Annotated in this window: 25 protein-coding genes and 3 pseudogenes; 17 read left to right on the forward strand and 11 right to left on the reverse strand. The window is 69.8% G+C overall.

What is annotated here, in order from left to right:
- Positions 1 to 24 precede the first annotated feature (24 nt).
- Complete coding sequence (locus AB0383_RS07075) at positions 25 to 864, reverse strand: sulfurtransferase (RefSeq protein WP_366185739.1); 840 nt, start codon at positions 862 to 864, stop codon at positions 25 to 27.
- A 110-nt stretch (positions 865 to 974) separates the two neighbouring features.
- Here AB0383_RS07075 and AB0383_RS07080 point away from each other — a divergent pair, with 110 nt between their 5' ends.
- The 3 genes from AB0383_RS07080 to galE all read left to right on the forward strand — a co-directional run bounded on the left by AB0383_RS07080 (position 975) and on the right by galE (position 4099).
- Positions 975 to 1697 carry a metal-dependent transcriptional regulator gene (locus AB0383_RS07080; RefSeq protein WP_304504291.1) on the forward strand — a complete coding sequence of 241 codons (723 nt, stop codon included), beginning with the start codon at positions 975 to 977 and terminating at the stop codon, positions 1695 to 1697.
- On the forward strand, positions 1694 to 2878 hold the full coding sequence (gene galK, locus AB0383_RS07085) for a galactokinase (protein ID WP_364174833.1): 1185 nt from the start codon (positions 1694 to 1696) through the stop codon (positions 2876 to 2878). The genes AB0383_RS07080 and galK overlap by 4 nt, the downstream gene beginning before the upstream one ends.
- 240 nt (positions 2879 to 3118) lie before the next feature.
- Positions 3119 to 4099 carry a UDP-glucose 4-epimerase GalE gene (gene galE, locus AB0383_RS07090; RefSeq protein ID WP_364174835.1) on the forward strand — a complete coding sequence of 327 codons (981 nt, stop codon included), beginning with the start codon at positions 3119 to 3121 and terminating at the stop codon, positions 4097 to 4099.
- A 318-nt stretch (positions 4100 to 4417) separates the two neighbouring features.
- On the opposite strand, the gene AB0383_RS07095 is transcribed toward galE, so the two are convergent.
- Both AB0383_RS07095 and AB0383_RS07100 read right to left on the reverse strand, forming a co-directional pair.
- Positions 4418 to 5473 (reverse strand): DUF4192 domain-containing protein, encoded by a 1056-nt coding sequence (locus AB0383_RS07095; protein ID WP_366185742.1) that lies wholly within the window; start codon positions 5471 to 5473, stop codon positions 4418 to 4420.
- Between the two features lie 134 nt (positions 5474 to 5607).
- Positions 5608 to 6039 (reverse strand): annotated as a pseudogene (locus tag AB0383_RS07100) (M23 family peptidase); the annotation flags it as partial.
- 34 nt (positions 6040 to 6073) lie between these two features.
- On the opposite strand from AB0383_RS07100, the gene AB0383_RS07105 reads away from it, so the two are divergent.
- The 5 genes from AB0383_RS07105 (at position 6074) to AB0383_RS07125 (ending at position 7901) form a co-directional block, all read left to right on the forward strand.
- Positions 6074 to 6247, forward strand: coding sequence for a hypothetical protein (locus tag AB0383_RS07105; protein ID WP_366185744.1), 174 nt, complete (start codon positions 6074 to 6076; stop codon positions 6245 to 6247).
- A gap of 320 nt (positions 6248 to 6567) precedes the next feature.
- Entirely contained in the window at positions 6568 to 6750 is a 183-nt protein-coding gene (locus AB0383_RS07110; protein ID WP_364174842.1) for a hypothetical protein, read from the forward strand.
- Positions 6751 to 6859: 109 nt separating this feature from the next.
- A complete protein-coding gene (locus AB0383_RS07115) occupies positions 6860 to 7141 on the forward strand; it encodes a hypothetical protein (RefSeq protein ID WP_366185746.1) in 282 nt (93 codons plus the stop codon).
- Positions 7141 to 7422, forward strand: coding sequence for a hypothetical protein (locus AB0383_RS07120; protein ID WP_364174847.1), 282 nt, complete (start codon positions 7141 to 7143; stop codon positions 7420 to 7422). The genes AB0383_RS07115 and AB0383_RS07120 overlap by 1 nt, the downstream gene beginning before the upstream one ends.
- A gap of 110 nt (positions 7423 to 7532) precedes the next feature.
- Complete coding sequence (locus AB0383_RS07125) at positions 7533 to 7901, forward strand: hypothetical protein (protein WP_366185748.1); 369 nt, start codon at positions 7533 to 7535, stop codon at positions 7899 to 7901.
- Between the two features lie 269 nt (positions 7902 to 8170).
- Here the strand turns inward: AB0383_RS07125 and AB0383_RS07130 are convergent.
- Positions 8171 to 8951 (reverse strand): annotated as a pseudogene (locus tag AB0383_RS07130) (transposase family protein).
- A 78-nt stretch (positions 8952 to 9029) separates the two neighbouring features.
- Between AB0383_RS07130 and AB0383_RS07135 the strand changes: the two are divergent.
- On the forward strand, positions 9030 to 9179 hold the full coding sequence (locus AB0383_RS07135) for a hypothetical protein (RefSeq protein ID WP_366185750.1): 150 nt from the start codon (positions 9030 to 9032) through the stop codon (positions 9177 to 9179).
- A 538-nt stretch (positions 9180 to 9717) separates the two neighbouring features.
- On the opposite strand, the gene AB0383_RS07140 is transcribed toward AB0383_RS07135, so the two are convergent.
- On the reverse strand, positions 9718 to 10245 hold the full coding sequence (locus AB0383_RS07140) for a hypothetical protein (protein ID WP_366185752.1): 528 nt from the start codon (positions 10243 to 10245) through the stop codon (positions 9718 to 9720).
- Positions 10246 to 10689: 444 nt separating this feature from the next.
- On the opposite strand from AB0383_RS07140, the gene AB0383_RS07145 reads away from it, so the two are divergent.
- The 4 genes and pseudogenes from AB0383_RS07145 (at position 10690) to AB0383_RS07160 (ending at position 13317) form a co-directional block, all read left to right on the forward strand.
- On the forward strand, positions 10690 to 11010 hold the full coding sequence (locus AB0383_RS07145) for a type VII secretion target (protein WP_366185754.1): 321 nt from the start codon (positions 10690 to 10692) through the stop codon (positions 11008 to 11010).
- Positions 11011 to 11906: 896 nt separating this feature from the next.
- Positions 11907 to 12293, forward strand: a pseudogene (locus AB0383_RS07150) (alpha/beta hydrolase); the annotation flags it as partial.
- Positions 12275 to 12706: an alpha/beta hydrolase gene (locus tag AB0383_RS07155; protein WP_366186004.1), complete on the forward strand. Its 432-nt coding sequence runs from the start codon at positions 12275 to 12277 to the stop codon at positions 12704 to 12706. The pseudogene AB0383_RS07150 and the gene AB0383_RS07155, both read left to right, overlap by 19 nt.
- A gap of 152 nt (positions 12707 to 12858) precedes the next feature.
- Positions 12859 to 13317, forward strand: a complete 459-nt coding sequence (locus AB0383_RS07160; protein ID WP_366185756.1) for an LppA family lipoprotein — start codon at positions 12859 to 12861, stop codon at positions 13315 to 13317.
- A 315-nt stretch (positions 13318 to 13632) separates the two neighbouring features.
- Here AB0383_RS07160 and AB0383_RS07165 read toward each other — a convergent pair whose 3' ends face one another.
- Positions 13633 to 13902 (reverse strand): hypothetical protein, encoded by a 270-nt coding sequence (locus tag AB0383_RS07165; protein WP_366185758.1) that lies wholly within the window; start codon positions 13900 to 13902, stop codon positions 13633 to 13635.
- A gap of 67 nt (positions 13903 to 13969) precedes the next feature.
- On the opposite strand from AB0383_RS07165, the gene AB0383_RS07170 reads away from it, so the two are divergent.
- Positions 13970 to 15100: a histidine kinase gene (locus AB0383_RS07170; protein WP_366185760.1), complete on the forward strand. Its 1131-nt coding sequence runs from the start codon at positions 13970 to 13972 to the stop codon at positions 15098 to 15100.
- Positions 15097 to 15738, forward strand: coding sequence for a response regulator transcription factor (locus AB0383_RS07175; RefSeq protein WP_220247489.1), 642 nt, complete (start codon positions 15097 to 15099; stop codon positions 15736 to 15738). The genes AB0383_RS07170 and AB0383_RS07175 overlap by 4 nt, the downstream gene beginning before the upstream one ends.
- Positions 15739 to 16010: 272 nt before the next feature.
- Here the strand turns inward: AB0383_RS07175 and AB0383_RS07180 are convergent, their stop codons facing one another.
- Positions 16011 to 17795, reverse strand: coding sequence for a Xaa-Pro dipeptidyl-peptidase (locus AB0383_RS07180; protein ID WP_366185762.1), 1785 nt, complete (start codon positions 17793 to 17795; stop codon positions 16011 to 16013).
- Positions 17796 to 17881: 86 nt separating this feature from the next.
- On the opposite strand from AB0383_RS07180, the gene AB0383_RS07185 reads away from it, so the two are divergent.
- Positions 17882 to 19429 (forward strand): DUF4139 domain-containing protein, encoded by a 1548-nt coding sequence (locus tag AB0383_RS07185; RefSeq protein WP_366185764.1) that lies wholly within the window; start codon positions 17882 to 17884, stop codon positions 19427 to 19429.
- Between the two features lie 3 nt (positions 19430 to 19432).
- On the opposite strand, the gene AB0383_RS07190 is transcribed toward AB0383_RS07185, so the two are convergent.
- The 3 genes from AB0383_RS07190 to AB0383_RS07200 all read right to left on the reverse strand — a co-directional run bounded on the left by AB0383_RS07190 (position 19433) and on the right by AB0383_RS07200 (position 21832).
- Positions 19433 to 19864: a CBS domain-containing protein gene (locus AB0383_RS07190; RefSeq protein ID WP_364174892.1), complete on the reverse strand. Its 432-nt coding sequence runs from the start codon at positions 19862 to 19864 to the stop codon at positions 19433 to 19435.
- Between the two features lie 100 nt (positions 19865 to 19964).
- Positions 19965 to 20411 carry a hypothetical protein gene (locus tag AB0383_RS07195; RefSeq protein WP_364174895.1) on the reverse strand — a complete coding sequence of 149 codons (447 nt, stop codon included), beginning with the start codon at positions 20409 to 20411 and terminating at the stop codon, positions 19965 to 19967.
- Positions 20408 to 21832 carry a PLP-dependent aminotransferase family protein gene (locus AB0383_RS07200; protein WP_366185767.1) on the reverse strand — a complete coding sequence of 475 codons (1425 nt, stop codon included), beginning with the start codon at positions 21830 to 21832 and terminating at the stop codon, positions 20408 to 20410. Before AB0383_RS07200 ends, AB0383_RS07195 begins: the two co-directional genes overlap by 4 nt.
- Before the next feature lie 81 nt (positions 21833 to 21913).
- Between AB0383_RS07200 and AB0383_RS07205 the strand changes: the two genes are divergently transcribed.
- Positions 21914 to 22492: a TIGR03086 family metal-binding protein gene (locus AB0383_RS07205; protein WP_364174898.1), complete on the forward strand. Its 579-nt coding sequence runs from the start codon at positions 21914 to 21916 to the stop codon at positions 22490 to 22492.
- On the opposite strand, the gene AB0383_RS07210 is transcribed toward AB0383_RS07205, so the two are convergent.
- A complete protein-coding gene (locus AB0383_RS07210) occupies positions 22485 to 23411 on the reverse strand; it encodes a neutral zinc metallopeptidase (RefSeq protein ID WP_364174960.1) in 927 nt (308 codons plus the stop codon). The genes AB0383_RS07205 and AB0383_RS07210 overlap by 8 nt on opposite strands.
- Between the last annotated feature and the right edge of the window lie 140 nt (positions 23412 to 23551).

The following is a 23551-nucleotide window of genomic DNA, read 5'->3' on the forward strand; positions in this document are numbered from 1 at the left end:
GCAGGTCGGTTCCGCCGGCTCGGGTCAGCCGCGCTCGGGACCGGTGGCGGCGGGGCGTTCGCGGTCGCGCGACCAGTGCGACCAGGAGCCGGCATACAGCGCCGCCGGCTCGGGGTGGCCCGCGACTTCCAGCGCGAGCACGACCGACGACGCCGTGACGCCGGAGCCGCAGTAGGCGCCGACGGGGGTGCCTTCTTCGAGCCCCAGCCCGGCGAACCGCGCGGCGAGGTCGGCGGGCGAGCGCCAGCGGCCGTCTTCACCGACGTGCTCGGCCGACGGCGCGCTGATCGCCCCGGGGATGTGGCCGGCGCGCGGATCGACCGGCTCGGTCTCGCCCGTGTAGCGCGCGTGCGCGCGGGCGTCGAACAGCACGCCGGCCCGGGCGCGGGCGGCGGCTTCGTCGGCGGTGAGCACCGGCATGCCGCCGGGGCGCACCTCGAAGTCGCCGGGTTCGGGGGTGGGGGCGTCGGTGGTCGTCTCGCGGCCCTCGGCGAGCCACGCTGCGTAACCGCCGTCGAGCACCGCCACCTCGGTGTGACCGGCCCAGCGCAGCAGCCACCAGGCTCGCGCGGCGACGGAGCCGTCGGCGTCGTCGTACACGATCACCGGCCGGCCGGCGCTCACGCCGGCTTCGCGCAGCTCACGCTGCAGGTCGGCGGGGTCGGGCAAGGGGTGACGGCCGCCGTCGCCGGGCGGCGCGGCCAGCGCGGTGTCGAGGTCCACGAACACCGCCCCGGGCACGTGGCCCTCGCGGTAGGACTCGGCGGCGGGCGGCCCGGCCAGGCGCCAGCGGACGTCCAGCACCACGGGGCGCCGCGCCTCGGGCAGGGCGGCGAGCTCGGCGGGGGTGATCAGCGGGTCCATACGCCCCATCCTGCAGGTCCGGGCGCCTCACGCGCACCCGGGCCGGACTTTTCAGCCCGCCCGGCTTGTTATGTCGGCGCGTGCCGTCGCTGTCGGGGCCAACGACTACGATGAGCTACGCGGACGAAGGGGACAGCGTGAACGATCTCATCGACACCACCGAGATGTACTTGCGTACCATCTACGAGCTTGAAGAAGAGGGTGTCGTTCCGCTGCGGGCACGGATCGCCGAACGCCTGCAGCAGAGCGGGCCGACCGTGAGCCAGACCGTGGCCAGGATGGAACGCGACGGGCTGGTGGTCGTGGCCGACGACCGGCACCTGCAGCTGACCGACCACGGTCGTGAGCTGGCCATCGCCGTCATGCGCAAGCACCGTCTCGCCGAGCGCCTCCTCGTCGACGTCATCGGGCTCGAGTGGGAACACGTGCACACCGAAGCGTGCCGCTGGGAACACGTGATGAGCGAGGCCGTCGAGCGCAAGCTGGTCAAGCTGCTCGACCACCCGACCACCTCGCCCTACGGCAACCCGATCCCGGGCCTCGACAAGCTGGGCGACGGCGACCCCGCGCCGCCCGCCGAGTCCGACCTCGTGCGCCTCGACGAGTTCGCCCGCACCGGCGGCGGCGACGTCGTGGTGCGGCGCATCGCCGAGCACGTTCAGCTCGACGAGTCGCTGCTCACCGAGCTCAAGTCCGTCGGCATCGTGCCCGGCGGCCGTGTCACGGTCGGCAAGGCCAACGGCGGCACCGTGACCATCGAGGTCACCGGCAGCGACTCCTCGGCGCAGGTGTCCACCTCGGCGCTGCACGCCGTGCTGGCGCAGGCCAGGTGAGCCCCGCCGAAGACGCCGCAGGTGCGTTCCACCGGATTCACGGCCGCGCTCCGGCCGGGGTCTGGTCCGCTCCCGGCCGGGTGAACCTGATCGGTGAGCACACCGACTACAACGACGGCTTCGTGCTGCCCTTCGCCCTCCCCCACCGCCTCGCCGTGGCGGCCACTTCGCGTGACGACGGCAAGCTCAACGTCGCCACCCTCGGCGACGACGGCCAGTTCCAGTACTCCGACCTCCTCGACATCGCTTCCCTCGAACCGGGTTCGGTCGAGGGCTGGGCCGCCTACCCCGCGGGCGTCGCCTGGGTGCTGCGCGACCACGGCCACGCCGCGGGCGCCGACCTGGTCATCGCCGGCGACGTCCCCTCCGGCGCCGGCCTGTCCTCGTCCCACGCCCTCGAATGCGCCGTCACGCTCGCACTGCTCGGCCTCGCCGGCGTCGAACTCGACGATGGCAAGCCGGGCACCCCGGCCCGCCCGGAGATCGCCCGCTGGGTGCAGCGCTCCGAGAACGACTTCGTCGGCGCCCCCACCGGCCTGCTGGACCAGACGGCGTCGCTGTGCTGCCAGGACTCCTGCGTGCTGTTCCTCGACGTCCGCTCCGGCGAGATGGAACAGGTGCCGTTCCCGCTCGCCGAGGCCGGCGTCCGCGTGCTGATCATGGACACGCGCACCAAGCACTCCCACGCCGAAGGCGGCTACGGCGAACGCCGCCGCGGCACCGAGCGCGCCGCCGAGCTGCTGGGCGTGAAGGCCCTGCGCGACGTCACCCTCGAAGGCCTGGACGCAGCGCTGGCCCAGCTGCCGGGCGACCTCGCGCCGCTCGTGCGCCACGTGGTCACCGAGAACCAGCGCGTGCTCGACGTCGTGGCCCTGCTGCGCGAGGGCCGCCTCACCGACATCGGCCCGCACCTGGACGCCTCCCACGCCAGCATGCGCGACGACTACCGCATCTCCACCTCCGAACTCGACCTCGCCGTCGACTCCGCGCGCTCAGCCGGCGCCCTGGGTGCCCGTATGACCGGCGGCGGCTTCGGCGGCTCGGCCATCGCGCTGGTCCGCGAGGCCGACCTGGAGCACGTCCGCGCGGCGGTCGAGCAGGCCTTCGAGGCCGCCGGGCTCCGCCGCCCGCGCACCTTCACCGCGGTCCCTTCCCGCGGCGCGGGGCGCGACACCGTCTGACGCGGTCTCGGCTTCTGGTGCTTGTGGCTCCGGGTGCTTGTGGCTCCGGTGCTTGTGGCTCCGGTGCTTGTGGCTCCGGCACTGCCCTCGGGACTCCGGTCTCGGGGGCAGTGCCGTGTCCGGAGCCCGCGCGTTCGCCGGCGGGCCGGATCGGCCGCGGCAACCCCCGGACGGCCGGGCGCGGCGCCATGAGGGGAGACTGTGGCGCACAGTCACCGCCCACACCGGAAAGGCCACACCGTGACGGACCCGCAGAGCCCCCTGAAACTGATCGTCACGGGTGGCGCCGGCTACGTGGGCAGCGTGTGCGCCGCGCGGCTCATCGAAGCCGGTCACCAGGTCACGGTCGTGGACGACCTGTCCACCGGACACGCCGACGCTGTACACCCCGACGCGCGCTTCATCGAGGGTGACGCCGCCGCCGTCGCCGCCGACGTCCTGGCCGAGGGCTTCGACGGCGTGCTGCACTTCGCCGCGAAGTCGCTCGTCGGCGAGTCGATGACGGACCCGGCGAAGTACTGGGAAGGCAACGTCGTCACCTCGCTGCGCCTGCTGGAGGCCATGAAGGCCCACGGCACTCCGCGCCTGGTGTTCTCCTCCACCGCGGCCACCTACGGCGAGCCCGAGTCGTCGCCGATCCCGGAGACCGCGCCCACGCAGCCCACCAACACCTACGGCGCGTCCAAGCTCGCGATCGACCACGCCATCACGAGCTTCGCCCGCGCCCACGGGATCGCCGCGGTGAGCCTGCGCTACTTCAACGTCGCCGGCGCCTACCACGCTTTCGGCGAGCGCCACACCACCGAAACCCACCTCATCCCCCTCGTGCTCCAGGTCGCCACCGGCGACCGCGCCCACATCTCCATCTACGGCGACGACTACCCGACGCCCGACCACACGGCCGTCCGCGACTACATCCACGTCGTCGACCTCGCCGTCGCTCACCAGCTCGCCCTCCGCCACGCGACGCCCGGCGAGCACCGCATCTACAACCTCGGCAGCGGCACCGGCTTCTCCGTGTTGGAGGTCGTCGAGTCCTGCCGCCGCGTGACCGGCCACCCGATCCCCGCCGAGGTCGCCCCGCGCCGCGCGGGCGACCCCTCGGTCCTCGTGGCCTCCAGCGAAAAGGCCGGCCGCGAACTCGGCTGGAAACCCGAGCGCACCGACCTCGACGGCATCGTCTCCGATGCCTGGGCGTTCACGCAGTCGCGCCGCTCCTGACCGATCTCCCTTCCGGCGGGTCCGGGCTCCGAGTGAGCCTGGGCCCGCCAGACGCGTTTTCCGTGCTGCGTCACCACTTTCCGGCGTCCTGGTCCAAGCCGAGCACCGGGAGCGACAAGCCCAGGTCCACGAGCTTCGCCCGCTGGTCGCAACAACCGCTGCCGGCGGCTCCGCGGACGCGAGCGACGCCCATCGACCTGCCGACGCCCTGGCCGGCTCCCGGCCGTGGCACCGCCCGCGCGGCGCGCCGACATCGGTCGGCCATCACACGGCGCCGAATCTGTCAGGACGGAGGCGGAGCCCGTCGCGGGGCCGAGGTCAGGCATCCGGGTCCAAGCCGAGCTCCGGGAGCGACAAGCCCAGGTCCACGGCGTCCGGCAGCGAAGCCAGCCCGGCGAGTCTCGACGGGTCCGTGCCCAGGTTCCAGGCCGCGTGGAGGAGCTGCGCGAGGACGTGGTCGGGGCAGGCGTCCAGGGCGTTGGTCAGGGCCATGCCCGCGAGGGCGCCTTCGCTGCGCATGAGGGCGGCGTACGCGACGAGGGCGGCGGCGTCCGCGCGGTGGGGCGCGGGCAGTTCGCGCACGAGCTCCAGCCACAGGCTCATCGCGGCCACGGCGACGGGCGACTCCGCCGGCACCGCCGTGGCGAGGCAGGCGTCGCGAACCTTCGGGACGCGCAGGGCGTGGGCGAGGCGCACCGCTTGGTCGTCGGACGGCGGACCTTCAGCTCGGCGGTGGCGGAAGAACGCCGCGCGTACCTCGGCGGCCGCCGCGCGCAGGTCGTCGGGATCCCACGGTGGGGCCGCGCGGGAGAGCAGGGCGCGGCGCCGCACCAGAGCCGAAGGAGAACGTGGCTCCAGCAGGGCCAAAACGTCGTCGCGGCTGGGGAAGGAGACGAAGCCGGCGTTGGTGATCGTCGCGGCCACCACCGTGTCGCGCGGATCCGGCAGCAGCCCGCTACAGGTGGGTTCGCGGTAGCACGCCCACGGTGCCCCGGCCGCGATCTCCGGTGTCCACAGTGGATGCATCACGGGCAGCTCGTACTCCTTGAGCGCGCGACTCAGTTCCCCGGCGAACTCGGCGTGGGGTAGCTCGCCGTCGGGGCCGGGCCGGCCGCCGACGATCACCACGGTGACGCCCGTGTGGTCGTCCACGCGGAAGCGCGGCGCGAGCGCATCCGCTTGCTCCGCAAGGAGATCGCCGGGTGGCAGGTCCGCGCGCAGGATCAGGCCGATTCGCGTGCCGGGCGGGCGGTGCCCGAGCAGCACCACGGAGTCGGCGGGCTTGAAGCCGAGCAGGTACGGGAGCGCCGCGATCAGCTGCGCCGGGTCGGTGAGCAGGGCCCGGGCCGTGCCGGGCGGGGTCGAGGTGGTCACGCACTCCACTGTGCGGCGGAAAACGGGCGGGGGAAGACGTCAGGGGAAATCTGTGGACAGCTGCGGCAGTTGTGGAAAACCGGCCCAGCCGCGCGGGCTGGACCGGGTTCGTGTCGGTGCCGTGTGCTAGGCGCTCAGCCGCAGTGCTCGAACGGGCTCGTGTAGGTGTCCGCACCCACCGAACCGCCCCACTTCACGCAGGTGGCGCCCGCAGTCTTCTTCACCGGCCCCGCGTAGTAGGTGAAGTTGCCGGAGTCGGTCGTGCGCGCCTGGCCTTGCACTTCCAGGAACGCCGACGTCGGGCTCGCGGTACCCAGCGAAACGGACTTCAGCGTCGTCACGCAGTTGGCCTTCGTCGAAGCGTTGTACAGCAGGTACGCGGTGCCGGACGAGCCCAGCCCCTGCTGGTCGATCACCGAGAACCCGGAGCCGCACACCTCCGTGGCCGAATAGGGGTTGCCGCCGCAGTTGTTCTTGCTCGTGAAGTCCTTCTTGCCGTAGTAGACGGCCGCGACGCCGTTCAGCACGGCCTTCTGCGTCACGCCGTTGAGGTTCTCCTCGCAGTTTTTTGAAACAGGGGGTAACGGAGAGGAACTCCCCATGAACATCGCCACCGTCTCGTCGACCTACCGCGCTATCCACTCCCGCGTCCGCGTCGATCAGCTGCCGCCCGCGGCCGTCGGTACCGAATTCTCGATGTACACCGCGTCCATCAAACACATCGTTGCCCGGGTCGACGCCTTCGTCGCCGCTAAGTCCGTCGAGGCCGCGTGATGCGTCGTCTCGTCGCTGCGGCTGCCCTGGCACTGCTCCTGCCCAGCACACTCGCCGCCCAGTGCAGCGCCCCTCAGCATCTGGCGCCATCCTCACCGCCTGCCCACTGCGAAGAAGACCAGCCGTGCTGGGACTGCACGCGGATGGGCAATCGCCAGTGCTACCCGGGAGGTGTCGACCCTGTGAGACCTCGCCTACACCGACGACGGCGCAGTCCGAGCATGCCGAGGAGGCGGGCGGCAGCTGATCGGTCGGTGTAACGGCCACGGGCCACCCAGCGACAGATCGACATCAGCACGCGAGAAGGGATCACGCGACCCGTGGACATGTGGCACGAAGCGGTCGACGAACTGAACGCGATCGACGCCGAGCACGGTGAGTCCTTCACCATCGACCAGAAGCACAAGCACGTCGAGGTGATGGCACTGCTGTCGATCGCTCAGGAGCTGTCGAGGATCCAGGACCAGGGCATCAACCCGAAGTGGTCGGCCAAGGGCGACTGAGGTGGACGCACAGCAGCACCGACCGTCTCCCGGACAGACCAAGGCCCAATTCGTCGCACACCTCCGCGAGATGGCCAACCGGGTCGGCGGCGGGTGGGACGGAGCAGACATGGTGGCAGCGCTTCGAGCGCGGGCGGACCGGATCGAGCGTGGCCTCGAGCCCTGGTTGCCGGCCACCCGCCTCGAGCTCCGGTACCTGCCGGACGTCGACGGGTACCTCGTGAAGCTGGACGGCCTCGCGAAGGGCGTCGTCGACGAGGAAGACTTGGCTGACCACTGTCCTTTGTGGAAGCAGCACGACACTGCCGACGAGATGGCGCTGCACGCGCAGATGGCGCTGTACGCGCAGATCGTGCCGTACCTGCACGAACCGAGGAAGCAGGGACGTTGATGCCGAAGATCTACAGGAGTCACAACTGCAGCCGCAAGCACCGCACCTGGACCGCCCTCGCGAAGTGCATGTGGCCGAAGGCGAGTTGGGTGGAGGGCGATGGCCAGTTCGCAACGGTGTCCAAGTGCCCCCACTCTGGTAGCCCCCGGGCAACCACAGTCGAGCTGCACCCGACCTTGACCAAGGCCGAGGAAGCCCTCGCCATCATCAACGACGGCGCGTGCGGCGGCATGTGTCAGAAGAGGCACGAACTGATTCAGTTGGAACGCGACACTCCGTGAGCTACCCCCGATGATTTCCTTAGATGCCGTGGCTACCACCGCCACGCCACCTGAACACGAACGCATGACATACGGAGCGGCCAGCGTCCCCGCGACCTAGCGTTCCAGACGTGAAAACGATCAAGCTCAAAACTCCGGGCGACACCTTCAAAGGCAAGGTCCTCAACGTCGGCCACACCTTCGAGACCGAGCGCTACGAGAAGTACGCCATCGAACTCGAGCTGACCTACGTCGCAATCACCCCGATCACGGCGCAGCCGGCCCACGACATCGAGGCCTACAACCCGCCCAAGGTCGGCGAGACCGCCGTCTTCTTCGTCAACGCGGCAAAGGTCGCCGATGGCAAGCCGCACCACGTCGGCGAGGAGATCTCCAAGGCCCCCCGTCGCGTCGGCAAGAACGGCCTCGACGTCGGCGACACCCTCGCGAGCAAGCTCGTCGAGTCGACACCAGCAGACGTTAACGTAACTTTTCAATAACAACGAGGCCGTATAAGCCCTTTAGGGTTACAAAATCAGTTTTTACCGGCCCTTATCAATGTAGAGAGCAAAAATCTCGGCTCGCTGTGTCGCGCAGAGCGCTCGATGACCCGACACCAGTGATCCCGGAGACCCGTCAACCATCACACGTCGACGGGGCTTCTTCATGCCCGGAAGCCGGCACCAGTCGCCCGGGAACCACATTCGACCTCCTCGCCTAAAGGATGTCTCGTAACTGCTCTTGTGGTTGGTGGGACTGGTGTTGCGGATCAGTCTGCGAGGAGGATGTTGTGCAGATGCGCGATGCCGGAGACCGTGTCGTTCAGCGTGCTGGCTGCGCGGCGATAGTCGCGCAGGATCTTCCAGCACTTCATCCGCGCCAGCGCGTGCTCGACACGGGCCCGGATCTTGCGATGGTCGGCATTGAGGTCTTCCTGCCAGCCGGGCAGATCGCTGCGGTCACGAGGTTTGCGGTAGGGCATGATCACCTCGGGATTGCCTTGGTAGCCGCCGTCGGCCATCACCGAACGCCCCGCCAACTTCTGCTCGATGCCGCAGGCGCGGTAGACGGTGCAGTCGCCTGCGTTGCCCGGATGCGCGTCGCCGGTGGCGATCACCAACCGGGTGTCAGCGTCGATCGCGACCTGCACGAACGCCCGAGTACCGGTAGTTCTTCGACGGCGCCGCCAGCCGGTGATCCCGCGTCGGCACCAAGGTGCCGTCCACGATCGCGATCGCGTCGATCCGCCGCTTGCGGACCGGGGCCAGCGCCAGCAGCGGCCCGATCGTGTCGATCACCCGATGCGCCGCGGAATGCGACACCCCGAACAGCGGCCCGATCTGGCGCATCGTCAGGTTCGTCCGCCAGTACGTCGCGACCAGCAGCACACGATCGGCCGGGTCAAGGCGCCACTGACGGCCAGGTCGGCCATCGGCGATCTCGTCACCGCCACGTTTCGCCACGATCCGTACCAACCTGCGGAACTGCCCCGGTTCCAACCCTGTGAACGGGACAATCCACTCCGGACGCGACGCCGAGATCACCTGCACCACAACATGATCAACTATCTAGGCAACCAGACCCACACCGGGTTACGAGACATCCCTTAGCGAGTCGAGGTGCTCTGTGTGCACACGGAGAGCTGGCGGGCGCTGTCACGCCGCGGCCAGCCCCAAGCCACCCGGTCGCTGACCGGCGAGCTCGGGTTCACCCACGCGCTGACAGGCGCGCACGAAAGGCAATTCCACATGAACATTCCCGACGTCGAACGAAGCTGAACAAGATCAACCCCAACCCCAAGACGGGTTCTTCCACGTCGACATCGACGCCACCACCGCGGCCACCGTCGTCGCCGTGGCTTCCCCGATCCTCGCCGCCATCGGTATCGCTGCCGGCCCGGCCAACAAGCCTCCGGCACCGAAGGAACTCACCGAAGCCCCGAGGGAGCTGCTCTCGAGCTGGCTCGACGCCTGACCTGCGCGAACGGCCAGCACGTGACAGATGTGACGGGGTGCTTCATTATCGCTCTGAAGGATCCAATCCCGACAAAATCGGTCCTATGCGCTCAACGAAGCACCCCGTCACATCCGTCACGCCAACGGCCCCGCCTCCTGCGTTTGAGCAGGTGGCGGGGCCTTTTTTCGTTGCTTCGATGCGGGTCCGCCTCCAGCAGGCAACGCGGACCGCCTTCCGCTCAGACAATCGGATCGCAACGCTGTCCGCACGCGCATCGACGCCGTGCCGACGGCTGCGATGACTTACCCGCTGGTGCGAGCTGGCCCAGAAGCACGCACGGTCCGGCCGGATAGCGGTCCGCTAATCGGTGCCCAGGAAGTTGCGTAGCTCGTCATCAGCACCACCGTCATCGAGGCGCCTGTAGTGCTCTCTGAACTTCTTATCCAGGAATTTGCGACGCTTCTCAGTCACTTCGTTGATCCGAGCAAGACGGAAGGCGTCCTCCCCGCTACGTCCGCGCCAGTACTTCAACCGCCACCTGGGTCGGCATAGCTCCAGGCTGATGTCCAGATGGATGTCTGCCTCATACAGGCCCTTGCGGATGGTTGACCACTGTGGCTCGTCTCCGAGGTCCTCCACTGGCCGTTTGATGGCGTAGTGCGCTCCGGCAACGGAGTTGTTCAAAACACCGCCGATCGACTGTCTGAACCCGAGTGCGTACAGCTCCTCGGCGCTGCGTTCGGCTGCCGCGAGTTGTTCGCCCAGACCGCGTAGTCGCTCCTGAAACCGGTCAGCCTCTGAGCCGACGGGATCGTCTGTCGATTCGAGGAGCCGAAAGCTCGGGTTGTTGAGGATCAAGAACAACTGGACTTCGAGGGCTCGCCTCATCTTGGCGATGCTGACGATCCGATCCTTCCGTGCCTCCAGCCGCGGCTTCGCCGCGTACTCGACGAGCAGCGTGACGACGGCGGCAGTGCCTGCGCTGATCAGAGCTGCCTGAAGCCCGAGCGGTAACGACCTTCGCCTTATCTATCACGCCCGACGCCGACGCCTGGTCGTGCCGAAGGTCGCCCACCAAGCCGTTCGGTTGAGGTATCTCACTAGAGGTGGAGGTGTCGGGCTCGCCAGCATCACCGAACCAGGAGGGCACCCGGTGGCTGCCCTGCGCCGGGCCGTGGCGGAACAGGACCCAAGATCGGCCCCGGCAGGCTTGAGTAGATCTACGCGTCCGTGACCTGTGGCGTTGAACCCGGCGTGATCACTGCCGTACGGTGACCATGCGGTAACACGACGCCACCGGCGACTGGGCTTGGTGGCAAGGGAGGCGGGGTGATGGGGTCGGGAGGCTTCACGGCGGTGCCGGACGCGCTCAGGGCGGCGGGCCAGTCGGCCGGGGAGAAGGTGGATGGCCTACGTAATGCTGACTGCGCTGAGCCGGCCGGACGAGTGGCTGCGGCGGTGCCTGGGGGCAAGGCTGCGGCCGCGGCAGGGCGGTGCCGGGAGGCGTTGGCGGCCACATTCACCGAGTGGTGCGACGAAGCAAGGCGGCTGGCCGAGCACCTGGGCACCGCGGCTGACCGCTACCATCAGGGCGATCATGCACTGGCTGGAGTGTTCCCGCAGGCCGCGCCGGGGATGAGAGGGCCGCGCTGATGGTGTCGCTTGCCGATGTTCGGGCCTGGAGCCCCGCCGCCCTGGAGGACATTTTCTCGCTGCTGCAGGCTCGTACCCAGATCCTGATCAATGACGGGGACGACTTCGCCAAGACCCTCCCCGTCGAGGGATGGAGCGGCGATGCCGCTGACAACGCCGCCGCCCAGCACCGCGCCTTGACACGCGGGCTGGACACCATCGCCGCCGGAGCCGCCGCCCTCGGCAAAACGATCGCGCAAGCCGCCGATGCCATCACTGGTGTCCAGAGTGCCCTCACCAATGCGGAGGAGTTGGCGCACAAGTACGGCTACCAAATCACCGACGCTGGTGCTGTCGCCGACACCTTCGCCGGACAGCAAGTGCCCCCGGACCTGAACCTCGAGGACCGGGCACGCACCCACACCCAGCTGGTGGACGACGTCGCGCAGATCCTGCGCACCGCCGATGACATCGACACAGACCTGGCCTCGGTGCTGGACCGGGCAGCGGCAGGCCAGTTCGGTACCGGCGACGAATCCACCGTCGCAGCCGCTGCCGCGGACGGAGTCAAAGATCCCGGGCTCACCCTGCCCGAACCCCCACCCAATGCGACCCCAGCTGAGAACGCGGCCTGGTGGTCCACCCTCTCGACCGCGGGGCGGGCGATCCTGCTTCGTGATCACCCTGACTGGCTCGGCAACCGCGACGGGTTGCCCGCCGCCGTACGCTCCCAGGCCAACATGGCCCGATTGCCAGCGGAACGAGCTGCCCTGGAGCAACAACGCACCGCCGCGCAGGCCATGATCGAACAAGCGAAAGCGGTCTATGACCCGTCGGGTGGAATCATGAAGGCGGCCCTTGGCCAACTGCAGGAAGCCAACGACAAAATCGCGTCACTGGATACGATCGCGACGACAATGGGACAGGGAGGCCGCCAACTTCTTCTGCTGGACACCAGCCATCCACGTGTCGAAGCCGCGATCGCGGTCGGCGACGTAGATAAGGCCAACAACGTCGCGGTCTTCACTCCGGGCTTCACCACGACAGTCGACGGCTCCCTGGGCAAGTACGACCAGAACATGAACGACCTCAAGGGAATGGCCAACGACATCACCGACCGCCACGGAGGCGGCCCCACCGCGACAGTCACCTGGATCGGATATCAAGCTCCGCAGTGGGACGGTGTCGCGGATCCCGGCCAGTCGGTGGCCAGCCCCGAACTCGCCAAGGCCGGGGGAGACAGCCTCGCGAAGTTCTACAACGGAATCGGCGCCGGTCACGACGCATCGAATACGCCACTGCACCTCACCGCTCTCGGACACACAGTTACGGCTCGACCACCACCGGGTTCGCTCTCGGACACGACACCCCTGTCGACGACGCCATGCTGTTCGGCTCCCCTGGGCAGGGTTCCGACCATCTCAACGTTCCGCAGGGCCACTTGTTCAACGAACACGACGCAGGTGACGACCTGGTGCCGAACATCCACGGGACACTTGGACCGAGCCCCTATTACAGCCCGGACGCGATGTCGCAGTACCACCAGATGTCCACCGACGCCAGCGCTACAGAGCTCGGCCAGCTCAACGCCACCAGCGGCCACAGTGGATACCTCGACGGCAAATCCACCAGTCTCTACAACATGGCTGCTATCACCACCGGACACCCCGACCTTGCGCAATACAAGGGCACTGTCATCGCTGGAGCTCCCCGATGAGGCGTCACCGCGGCGCGCGGTGGACGATGAACCTGCTGATCGTCCTTGCCGTAGGCAGCACTGCCGCATGCGGCACTGCCGCATGCGGCGCGACCGACGACTCTTCAGGAGGAAACGTGAACGCGGATACCGCGAAGACGTTCGCGGCTCTGATGCAACGACCGAACATCGAAGATGCGACGCAGCAATACCTCGCCATCGATACCGAGCTTCGCCAATCGCTGTCGCGCGAGATCACATCCCTGAAAACCTGGGCCAACGGCAGCGAAGGTTCACGGGCCTCCTGCGCCGGTGACTACCCCGGAATCGACGCCGACGGCGTCACCAGCAGTCTGGCAAGTCACATCGTCGCAGGAAACCTGCCCGACAGCGACTATGAGAAGGCTTTGACCGTGATTGGAACCGTGGCGCAGAAGTACGGGTTCACACCGCAACCTCAGCGCTTGCACGACAGTCCCGGATCTCACGACGCTGTCTTCCACAACGCACACGACGACGGCGAGATCTCCTTCGGCACCGCACAGAACACCAGCCTCCGCATCAACCTCGGTTGCCACCTCACCGCTGTGGCCAAGAAACGCGGAACCCCTGCGCTAGCGCCAACCGACTAAGCATCCCCAGTGCCGTGACCGATCCCTGCTCATCAAGAGCTGCCTCGCGGCGAGCGTTTCGGTTGAACCCGGCCGCCGCGCTGTCATCGGGGCAGCCGGCGCGGCGTCCGGGAGACCAGCCTGAATCGGGGATCGGGGAGGGCGAGTGCTCGCATGCGTCGACGCCGGGCGCGGGCCACGTGTTCCAACCACACCGCGGCCGGTGACCTGCGCGAACGTCCCGCGTGTGACGGATGTTAAGGGTGTTTCATTATCGCTGTTGTTTAGGTCTCGACCCGGGTCATGTTGATGAAGACAGGGCAGCTCGGGCCGTCCTCAGCGTCCCTCGCAGCGGCGGTCGAACAGGCTCCAGCCGCGCCGCAGGCTGCGCATGGCAAGACTGAACCAGACGGCCAGGTCTCCGAGTCCTTGGCCGTCGGCCATGCCGAACCCGCTGGTGCATGTCACGTCCATGGTGCCGGAGATCGTGACGTGGTCGGAGTCGGCGCTCACGGTGCCCCCGAGTGCCGCGCCCTCGATCGACGACGCGCAGAACAACGGTTTCCACCTCAGCCTCGGCAGCTGATTCTTCGTCGGGGAACGCATTCGCGCCTACCCGCCGACCCTGGTGGTCCTCCCGTACATTCTCCCTACAAGCACACCGGGGAGGGACATGACCACCACGACCACCGGGAAACGCCGGCCGCTCGGCGCTCCCGACTGGGTGCGGTGGGGGTTCGTGGTGTTCCCGTTGATCATCTCGATCCCGTACCTCACGGCGTGGTGGTCGTGGGTTCTGTTCGGCGTGACGCTGGTGGCGTCGGCGCCGTTGCTGCCCGCGGCGCCGGCGTCGAAGCCGGCGTGGGTGCTGCCGACTGCGATGCCGGTGGTGGTCGCGGCGGCGGGCGCGCTGTGGGTACTCGAGCCGAACAGCTGGATGTCGGTGGCGATGTTCAGCACGACGTTCTACACGCTGCGGACGTTCGGCCGGGCCCTGACCGCGGTGGTGCTGGTGTCGAGCGCCGGCGCGATCGTCTCGTGGGCCGTGGTGCACCGGCTCGACTGGCTGAACTGGCTCGCGCTGTTCGCCATCCTGATCGTGATGGTGCTGCTCGCCGCGAGCCGGCGCGACCGTGCGGCGCGGCTGGAGCAGACGGAGCTCGCGCTGGCCCGCGCGCAGACCGCCACCGAGGAGCACGCGCGCGCCGCGGCGCTGGCCGAACGTGCGCGCATCGCCCGCGAGGTCCACGACGTCCTCGCCCACTCCCTGGCCGGTCTCGCGCTCAACCTGCAGGGCGCCCGGCTGATGCTCGTGCGCGACGGCGCCAGCCCCGAAGCCGTCGCCCAGATCGAACGCGCCCAGAAGCTGGCCTCGGACGGGCTGTCCGAGGCGCGCAAGGCCGTCGCCGCGCTGCGGGAGGACGCGGTGCCCGCGCAGCGAGCCGTGGCCGACCTGCTCGCGGGCTACCGCCTGGACACGGGGGCGCACGCCGATCTGGTCGTGGAGGGCGAGCCGCGGGACCTCGACGCCGGCGTGACCACCGCGCTCGTCCGCGCCGTGCAGGAGGCGCTGTCCAACACGCGCAAGCACGCGCCGGGAGCCGACGTGGACGTCGAGCTCGCCTTCGCGGAGTCACACGTCGAGCTGACGGTGCTCGATCGCCAGGGCCGCCGTCCGCCGGACGCGCCCGCGGCGGGATACGGTTTGCGCGGCATGGCCGAGCGGGTCGCGCTGCTCGAAGGAAAGCTGGACAGCGGGCCGGGAGAGGACGGATGGCGGATACACCTGACGGTGCCGGCGTGAACCTGCGCGTGGTACTGGCCGACGACCAGGCCGTGGTGCGCGAAGGTCTCGTGACGTTGCTGGGGTTGCTGCCCGGCGTCGAGGTGGTCGGCGCGGCCGCCGACGGCGACGCCGCACTGGAGCTCGTCGCCGAGCACCACCCGGACGTCCTGCTGGTCGACCTGCGCATGCCCCGCCGCGACGGCGTCTCCACCACGGAGGCCGTCCGCGAGCGCTACCCCGCCACGGAGGTCGTCGTCCTCACCACCTACACCGACGACGAGTCCCTCCTCGGCGCCCTGCGCGCCGGCGCCCGCGGCTTCCTCACGAAGGACGCCGACGCCGAGGCCATCGCGCGAGCGCTGCGTTCCGCCGCGGCCGGTCAGTCCACAGTAGACGGCGAGCTGCAACGCCGCCTCGTCGACGCCGCCACGCGCCGGGCCCCCGTACGCGCAGCCGAGGTCGAGGGCCTGACGGCGCGCGAGATCGAGGTGCTGCGCCTCATCGCGGCGGGCCTGTCGAACACGGAGATCGCGCGGGAACTGGTGGTCAGCGAAGCCACGGTCAAGACGCACGTGAACCACCTGTTCTCGAAGGCCGGTCTACGGGACCGCGCGCAGGCCGTGGCGTTCGCTTATCGGGCGGGGATCGCGGACTAACGCCGTACAGCCTCGACGTACGGCGGCGGCGAAAGCCGTGTCCGGGACGACGGTGTCGCCGACGACGCCGCCCTCCTCGAAGGCGAAGCGCTGACGGACTCCAAGACCGTCCACCAGCACACCCCCGCCCTCCTCGGGGGGCGTCCCCAGTCCCAGTTTACCGAGGTGAGGGGCCAAAATCGCCCGAGCGGAGAAACTGTGGACAACTCCGGCAAGGCGGGGTCGGGGTGTGGACAAGTCAGCCGGTACCACCACGTCTCCACGAAGGTCGCTCAGAAGCCCAGCGCCGGCTTCCCACCGGTGACCGGCAGGGTCAGCGACGTGCGCGTGAGGTCCAGCGACAGCCCGGCTCCCGGGCGCGGCCGAAGGGTGTAGTCGTGGTCGCTGGAGGCCACGAGGAGCTCCAGGCGGTGCCCGGCCGCCAGCACGTAGTCCTTCGGCATCAGGGAAACCCCGATGCGGTACGAAGTCCCGGGCACGATCGGCGAAGTCACCGCAGGCGAAACGCGGTTCTGCGGGTCGGTCCAGCCACGCGTGATCACGAAGGACTTGCCGTCCGGGGCGCGGTCCAGCAGTGCCACCGTGACGTTGGCGGCGGGCCGGTCGAACGACAGCTGCAGGTCGGCTCGCGCGGTGCCCGAGAGGCGCAGCGGTGACTTCACCCCGGGGGTCCCGTACAGCAGGCGGTTGCCCGATGAAGCAGCGTCGGCGAGTTGCTGCACGGTTTTCGAGGCGTCGTCGGCCAGGAATTCCACTGTGGGGCGGCCAGGTACGGCGACGGCGGAAAGCGTGCCCTTCGCGCGGCCGCCCGGCCACGGGTGGACCTGCACGTCACGAGTGCCGGGCGCGGGCCAGTCGGTTTCGTCGGCCCACGACTTGTCCTCGCGCTGGATCGTCGCCTTCGGTTCGCGCTCGATGCCGTTGTCGATGCCGTAGAGGTAGTGCGACAGCCACTTGTTCAAGGTCGTCAGCCACACGTCGCGGCGCAGTGAGATCGGGTCCGCGTGGCCCGACTGGTGCAGCCAGATCTTGTGCTCCACCCCGTGCGCCTTCAGGGCTTCGTACCACGAAGCGACCTGGTCGGTCTTCACGTTCCAGTCGTTCAGCCCGTGCACGGCGAGCACGGACGCGTGGACCTTGCCGACGTCGTTGCGGTAGTTGCGCACGTCCCAGAACGGGCCGTAGTCGCCGGTCACCCGGTCCTGGTCGGCGGTGAGCCCGTCGATCACCGGACGGCAGATCTGCCGGTCGGCGCGCGTGTAGACGTACTCGGCCAGCACGTCGGTGTCCTCGCCCTGGAAGCCGCCGGCGGCGACGACCGCGCCGTCGTTGCGGTAGTACTCGTACCAGTTGGAGATCGCGGCGATCGGCACGATCGTCTCGAGGCCGTCCACGCCGGTGCTCGCGACGGCGTTGGGCAGGGTTCCGTTGTAGGACACGCCCATCATGCCCGTGCGCCCGGTGCTCCAGCCCGCCGTCACGGGAGCGCCGGCCTCGTCGCGGGCCAGGGCGCGGCCGTTGAGCCAGTCGACCACCGACCGCGCGCCGACGGTCTCGTTCACATCGCCCGTCGTCGGGCAGCCCGTGGACAGCCCCGTGCCCAGGGATTCCCCGTACACCACGGCGAAGCCGCGCGCGGTGAAGTAGTCCTGGTAGCTCCAGCGGATCGGCGGCGCGGCGTGCGGGCCGACGCCGGTAGCCGCAACCCGCGAGGAATCCGGCACCGACAGCTCCACGTCCACGTTGTGGTTCGCAACGTCGTTGCCCCCCGCGAAATACGGGCTCGCTTCGTAGACCACCGGCACCTTCATCCCGGCGTCCGTCGCGCGTGGTCGCACCACCTGCGCGTGGACGAGGTCGTCCTGCCCGTCGTGGTCGCTGTCCACCGGTGCGGTGACCCAGACGTCCTCGCGCACCACGTCGGCCGGGTCGAACACCGGCTGCGCCTGCCCGTCGGAGAACACCGGCGCGGGTGGCGGATCCGCCTGCGCCACCCCCGTTCCGAGCGGAAGCACGAGCACAGCAGTGAGCACGGACGCGATCCGAGCAGCTCCCACCAGAACCCCCAAGCCGGACGAAGCGGGCGAGCACCCCCGACACTTCCGGCAACCGCGCCCGCCGTCAACCGACTAACGTCGGGGCCATGGATGCTCCGATCGTCGCCGTCACCGTCTACCCGCAGCACGCGCGGATCACCCGCCGCGGCCGGGCGAACCTGGCCGAGGGCGCCCGCGTGCGGATCAGCGGCCTGCCGCTGGCGCTCGACGCGGAATCGGTGCGCGTCACGGGAACCGGCGCCGCGCTGATCACCGGCGTCGACGTCGGCTACGAGCAGCACGCGGGCCCCGCCGACCCCGCGCTCAACGCGCTCGTCGAGCAACGCCGCACGGACCAGGCCACGATCGACGCCGTCGCCGACGACGAAGCGGCCGAAGCCGCGAAGGTCGAGTTGCTCACGGGCGTGGCGAAGCGCAGCGGGGCGAGCTTCGCGAAGGCGCTGGCATCGGGCGTCGCGGGCCCCACGCGCGTCGAAGAGGTCACCGAAGCGCTCGGCGGGCAGCTCGCGGCCGCGCTGCGCACGCGCCGGGCGCTCACCGAACGGCTCGAGCGGATGCGGGAAGACCTCGCCGCAGTGGAACGCCGGATCGCGAACCACAGCGCACAGTCCGAACAGGACAGTGCCACCGTCACCGTCGAACTCGTGCCGCAGGAAGACACCGGAGAGATCGAAGTCGAACTGTCCTATGTGGTCCCCGGTGCCAGCTGGGAGCCGGGTTACGACGTGCGCGTGCGCGACACGGACGTCACCGTGACCTCTTTCGGCCTGGTCAGCCAGCACACCGGTGAGGACTGGCCGGAGTGCGAGCTCGCCCTGTCGACCGCTCGCCCCGCGAGCACCGTCGTGGTGCCGGAGCTCGACCCGTGGTTCCTCGACCGCGTGCAGCCGGCGCCGCCGGCCCGGCCCCTGGCCGCGTTCGGCGCGGCCATGCCCGAGCCCGGCAGCGCGGCCGTGCGGGACAAGGCCGTTTCGTTGCGCCGCATGGCCCCGGTGTTCGCCGAGGCCGAGCAGGGCACCACCGCGGTCACTTACCGGCCGTCGCGCCCGGTCGCGATCCCGTCGGGCTCGCAGGGCCACCGGACCACGCTGGCGCAGCTCGATCTGACGGCGAAGCTCGGCTACGTCACCGCGCCCGTCCAGGCGACGGAGGCGTACCTGCGCGCGACCGTGGTGAACACCGGCGAGCACACGCTGCGCGCCGGGCGCGCGGCCGTCTTCCACGACACCGAGTTCGTCGGCACCACCCGGCTCGACCTGTGGGCTCCGGGCGAAGAACTCGAGCTCGCCCTCGGCGTGGACGACCGCATCCGCGTGGAACGCGACCTCGTGCGGCGCACGGCGAGCAAGGCCACGCTGTCGGGTCAGCGCCGCCGGGAAGCGGAGTACCGCACCACGGTGACCAACCACAGCCCGCGCGAAGCCGTGATCACCGTGCTCGACCAGGCACCCGTCTCCCGCGACGAAGCCATCACGGTGCGGGACGTGCGCGCGACACCGGACCCGGTGGAGACCACCGACCTCGGCGAGTTCACGTGGCGGCTCACGCTCGCGCCCGGTGCGACCGGGACGGTCACGCTCGCCTACCGCGTGGACGTCGCCAAGGGGGTGGAGCTCAGCGGCTGGCGGGAATGACCCTCACCCCTGCGCGATGTAGGCCTCGAGCTGCTCCTGGCTCTTCTCGAGCTGCTCGATCCGGGACTTCACCACGTCGCCGATGCTGATGATGCCCGCCAGGCGACCGTCTTCGAGCACGGGCACGTGCCGGATGCGGCGTTCGGTCATCAGCACGCTCAGCTCGTCGACCGAGTCGTCCGGCCCGGCGCTGGCCACCATCTTCGTCATGATGTCCGCGACGGGACCGTCGAGGACCAGGGGGCCGTGCTCGTTGAGCCGGCGCACCACATCGCGTTCGGACACGATCCCCGCGATGGCGCCTTCGGGTGTCACCACCACCATGGCACCGACGTTGTGACGGGCGAGCCCGGCGAGCAGTTCGGTCACCGTGGTCCCCGGAGCCACCGTGGCGACAGCAGCGCCTTTGGTCCGGAGCAGATCCGCGATCCGCATGGTGTTCCCCTCTCCTCGTCGAGTTGGGTCACATCAGGTTAGGGCCCGGGTGCCGAGTGCGAAAGTCCGGCGAGCCGCGTTCACCCGTGGTATGGAGTGCTCACACCAGCCGCTCTGCCAGGCCTTCCAGCGCGGCGCGAATGCCGGCGGCGTAGTCGTCCTCGGCCAGCGCGTCGAGCCTTTCCCGGGCCGACGCGAGATGTCGGCGCGCGGCGTCGAGGTCACCGAGTTTGCGGTAGTCCTCGCCGAGGTTGAGGTGCAGCGACGGGTAGAAGCCGCGAACAGCGAGCGTCGAGTGGTACTGCTGCGCGCGTTCGTCGGTGAGGGAATCCGCGGCGGCGAGGGCACGAAGATCCCACTCGAGCTCTTCGGCGGGCTCGTCGCAGACGTCGGCGAGGTGGTGGGCCAGCGCGCAGCGGTGCAGCGGGTCGCCGTCCTCGCCGATCTCCTGCCACAGCGCGAGGAAGGTCTCGCGTGCGCCCGCGCGGTCGCCCGCGATGTGCTTGCGCAGGCCCGCGTCGATCGCCACCATCACGTCGTCGGTCATCGCACTCCCTCGTCGAACACCCGGCGCAGCCGGGCCAGTCCCGGTTCGATGGCCTCGGCCGCGATCGCACCGTAGCCGAACAGCAATCCGTGGCAGGTCCGGGTCATCGAGAAGTCGCCGAGGGACAACAGGCGTAACCCGGCGTCGCGCGCGTTGCGGGCCACCAAGCGCAGATCTCGGTCGGCCGAAGCGCCCAGGTGCAGTCCGGCCGCCGCGGGTACGGGGGCGAGCACATCGCCGAATTCGCTGCGCAGACCGTCGACGAGGATGTCGTGGCGTTCGCGGTAGATCTTGCGCATCCGCCGGATGTGGCGCGCGAAGCCGCCTTCGTCGATGAAGTCGGCCAGCACGGCCTGTTCGAGCGCGGGCGTGTGCCAGTCGGCGAGGTACTTCGCCTTGGCGAGCGCGCCCACGAGTGACGGCGGCGCGGCCAGGAACCCCACTCGCAACGCCGGAGAGAGCACCTTCGACATCGACCCCACGTACACCACGCGGCCGCGGGAATCCAGGCTGTGCAACGGTTCCAGCGGCCGTCCGGTGTAGCGAAACTCGCTGTCGTAATCGTCCTCGATGATCACCGCGCCCGTGCGCTCGGCCCAGTCGAGCAGTTCCTGCCGCCGCGACAGCGACATTGCGACGCCGAGCGGGCATTGGTGCGAAGGCGTCACGTACACAACCCGCGTGCCCGCCGGGATCTCCTCGACGACGATTCCCTCGTCGTCCACCGGCACGCCCGCGACGCGCATGCCCAGGGTGCCGAGCAGCAACCGCGGCGGCGGGTACCCGGGATCCTCCACGGCCACGAGGTCACCCGCTTGCAGCAGGACCCGCGCGACGAGGTCCACGGTCTGCTGGACTCCCGTCGTGACAACGATGTCCTCCGGGCGCACGCGGACGTTGCGCGACACCCCGAGGTGGCGCGCGAGCCCCTCGCGCAGCCGCGGATCACCCTGCGGCGCGCCGTACATGAGCAGATCGGCCTGCGACGCGCGCAGCCGCTGCGTCATCAGGCGGCGCCAGGTGTCGAACGGGAACAGCCGCACGTCGGGCACGCCGGAACGGAAGTCGTACTCCGCCACGGGCCCGAACGAGCGCGGTGGGGACGGCACCGCCGCCCACTCCGGACGCGGACGCACGGCCTCCTCGGGCTGATCGGCCGCCGGCTCGGCGGGCCACGGCGCCGCACCCGACCGGACGAACGTGCCCGCGCCGGGGCGGGCGTTGAGGAACCCCTCGGCGGCGAGGCGTTCGTAGGCTGCGCTGACGGTGGTGCGCGAGACGGTGAGCCGCTGGGCCAGCTCGCGCGTGGGCGGCAGCGCGTCACCGTCGCGGATCCGGCCGTCGAGCACGGCCTCCCGGATCTGACGGTAGATCTCGTCGCGGTGGCCTCGGCGGCCGGTCAGGTCGATGTGCAGGTCCACCTCGCCAGCCTAGATTGGTCCACCGGAGTTCGGCTGGTTTTGGACCTTCAGCTGGTCCGCTGAGGCGGTTAGCGTCCGGGTATGACCACGTTCGAACTCGACCGCCAATCTCTGCTCGTCCTCGACAAAATCGTGGCCGGAGCCACTGAGAAGGACCTTTCCCGCCCCACCCCCTGCGAAGGCTGGACGCTGGCCGACCTGCTGCGCCACCAGGTCAGTGAAAACCACGCCTTCGCCGAAGCCCTGTGCCGCGGCGAAGCCGCCGACTGGGACGCCGGGCGCCTCGGCGAAGACGCGTACGCCGCCTACGCCGCTTCGGTCGACGACTTCCTCGCCGCGTACGGCGAAGAAGGCGCCCTGCGCCGCCAGGTGAAGATCCACGAGTTCGGCCCGTTCGCCGCCGAGATCGCCGCGGCCATGCACCTCGTCGACACGGTCGTGCACGGCTGGGACCTCGCGAAGACCTTCGGCGTGGCGTACGAGCCCGTGCCGGAAGCGGTGACGGCCGCGCTCGGCTTCGCCGCCATGGTGCCCGCCGACCCGGCCGAACGCGCGGTGAGCGGCACGTTCGGCGCGCTGGTCGAAGTGCCCGAGGGCGCCGACGAGCTCGACCGGCTGATCGGACTGCTGGGACGCGACCCGGGCTGGAAGCTCAGCTGACCTTGTCGGCCGGCGCCGACCACGTGTTGCACGCGGCTGTGTTCTGGGCCGTGAAGCCGGCCTTCGCCCACGACAGCTGGTGGGCGCGGCTGCCGTGGTCGTCGCTGTCGTCGGCGCGGCCGTAGTCGGCGACGGCCGCGTTGGCCGTGGCGCGGCTGATCGAGCCGCGCCCCTCCGCGGCGGCGATGAACAGCGCACCGAAGCAGTTGGCCTGCAGCTCGATGCGCCGCACCAGCGCCAGGTCCGCGGGGCTGTCCTGGTCCGGTGAGCTCATGCGGTCGGCCGCCGCGGTCAGAATGCCGCTCTCGCTCTGCACGTGGTGGCCGTACTCGTGCGCGATGGTCGCGAGGTGGCGCGAGCGGTTCAGCCCGGCATCCGAAAGCATCCAGTCGGTGGGGGCGTAGATCGTGGTGTCGCCGCCGCAGTAGTAGGCCACGGCCTGGTCCTTCGACGGCGCCGCCCCGCACGCGCTCACCTTCGGCAGCGTCACGGAGACGGCGACCTTCACGCTCGGCTCGTCCGCGCGGTCGAGCGCCGGGCGCCACGCCTGCTCCAGGCAGCCGGTGAGCGCTTCGTAGAACGCCGACAGCTGGGGCCCGGTGTCCCCCAGCTGCGGCAGCTCGCACGACACCGCGCCGAGCTTCACGCCGTTCGCCAGGATGGGGTTGGTCTCCAGCTCGGGCACCGCACGAGGGTCGGCGCGGGCTCCGTCGCCCGGCGACGCGTCGGAGCGGTGCACGGAGTTCGGCACGGCGATCGCGTGGCCGGACAGCTCATTCGGGACCACGGCCATGACCCCGGCCGTGGCGACCAGGATGACGAGCGCGATGACTCCGCCGACGACCCCGCCGTTGCGGCGGCGCGGCGGACCGTACGAAACCGGTGCCCACGGGTTCACGGCGGGTGGCCGGGCCGCCATCGGCGGCGGTGGCGGCGGCCCGGCCGGATCCCTCGGCGGCACCCCGCCCGCGTTTTCGCTCAAGTGCGCTCGCTCCCCCTGTCAGCTGCGCGCTCCAGCATACGGAGCACCCGGCCGGGCGGGATCACGAAACGGGAACG

Source organism: Amycolatopsis sp. NPDC051373 (assembly GCF_040689465.1).
In the GTDB taxonomy this organism is placed as follows: domain Bacteria; phylum Actinomycetota; class Actinomycetes; order Mycobacteriales; family Pseudonocardiaceae; genus Amycolatopsis.

Bases quoted from the DNA above. Each gene is read 5' to 3' on its own strand.
- AB0383_RS07075 (WP_366185739.1), bottom strand. From the start codon at position 864: ATGGACCCGCTGATCACCCCCGCCGAGCTCGCCGCCCTGCCCGAGGCG.
- AB0383_RS07080 (WP_304504291.1), top strand. From the start codon at position 975: ATGAGCTACGCGGACGAAGGGGACAGCGTGAACGATCTCATCGACACC.
- AB0383_RS07105 (WP_366185744.1), top strand. From the start codon at position 6,074: ATGAACATCGCCACCGTCTCGTCGACCTACCGCGCTATCCACTCCCGC.
- AB0383_RS07115 (WP_366185746.1), top strand. From the start codon at position 6,860: ATGGTGGCAGCGCTTCGAGCGCGGGCGGACCGGATCGAGCGTGGCCTC.
- AB0383_RS07120 (WP_364174847.1), top strand. From the start codon at position 7,141: ATGCCGAAGATCTACAGGAGTCACAACTGCAGCCGCAAGCACCGCACC.
- AB0383_RS07140 (WP_366185752.1), bottom strand. From the start codon at position 10,245: ATGAGGCGAGCCCTCGAAGTCCAGTTGTTCTTGATCCTCAACAACCCG.
- AB0383_RS07145 (WP_366185754.1), top strand. From the start codon at position 10,690: ATGGGGTCGGGAGGCTTCACGGCGGTGCCGGACGCGCTCAGGGCGGCG.
- AB0383_RS07160 (WP_366185756.1), top strand. From the start codon at position 12,859: ATGCAACGACCGAACATCGAAGATGCGACGCAGCAATACCTCGCCATC.
- AB0383_RS07165 (WP_366185758.1), bottom strand. From the start codon at position 13,902: ATGCGTTCCCCGACGAAGAATCAGCTGCCGAGGCTGAGGTGGAAACCG.
- AB0383_RS07170 (WP_366185760.1), top strand. From the start codon at position 13,970: ATGACCACCACGACCACCGGGAAACGCCGGCCGCTCGGCGCTCCCGAC.
- AB0383_RS07185 (WP_366185764.1), top strand. From the start codon at position 17,882: ATGGATGCTCCGATCGTCGCCGTCACCGTCTACCCGCAGCACGCGCGG.
- AB0383_RS07190 (WP_364174892.1), bottom strand. From the start codon at position 19,864: ATGCGGATCGCGGATCTGCTCCGGACCAAAGGCGCTGCTGTCGCCACG.
- AB0383_RS07195 (WP_364174895.1), bottom strand. From the start codon at position 20,411: ATGACCGACGACGTGATGGTGGCGATCGACGCGGGCCTGCGCAAGCAC.
- AB0383_RS07205 (WP_364174898.1), top strand. From the start codon at position 21,914: ATGACCACGTTCGAACTCGACCGCCAATCTCTGCTCGTCCTCGACAAA.
- AB0383_RS07210 (WP_364174960.1), bottom strand. From the start codon at position 23,411: ATGGCGGCCCGGCCACCCGCCGTGAACCCGTGGGCACCGGTTTCGTAC.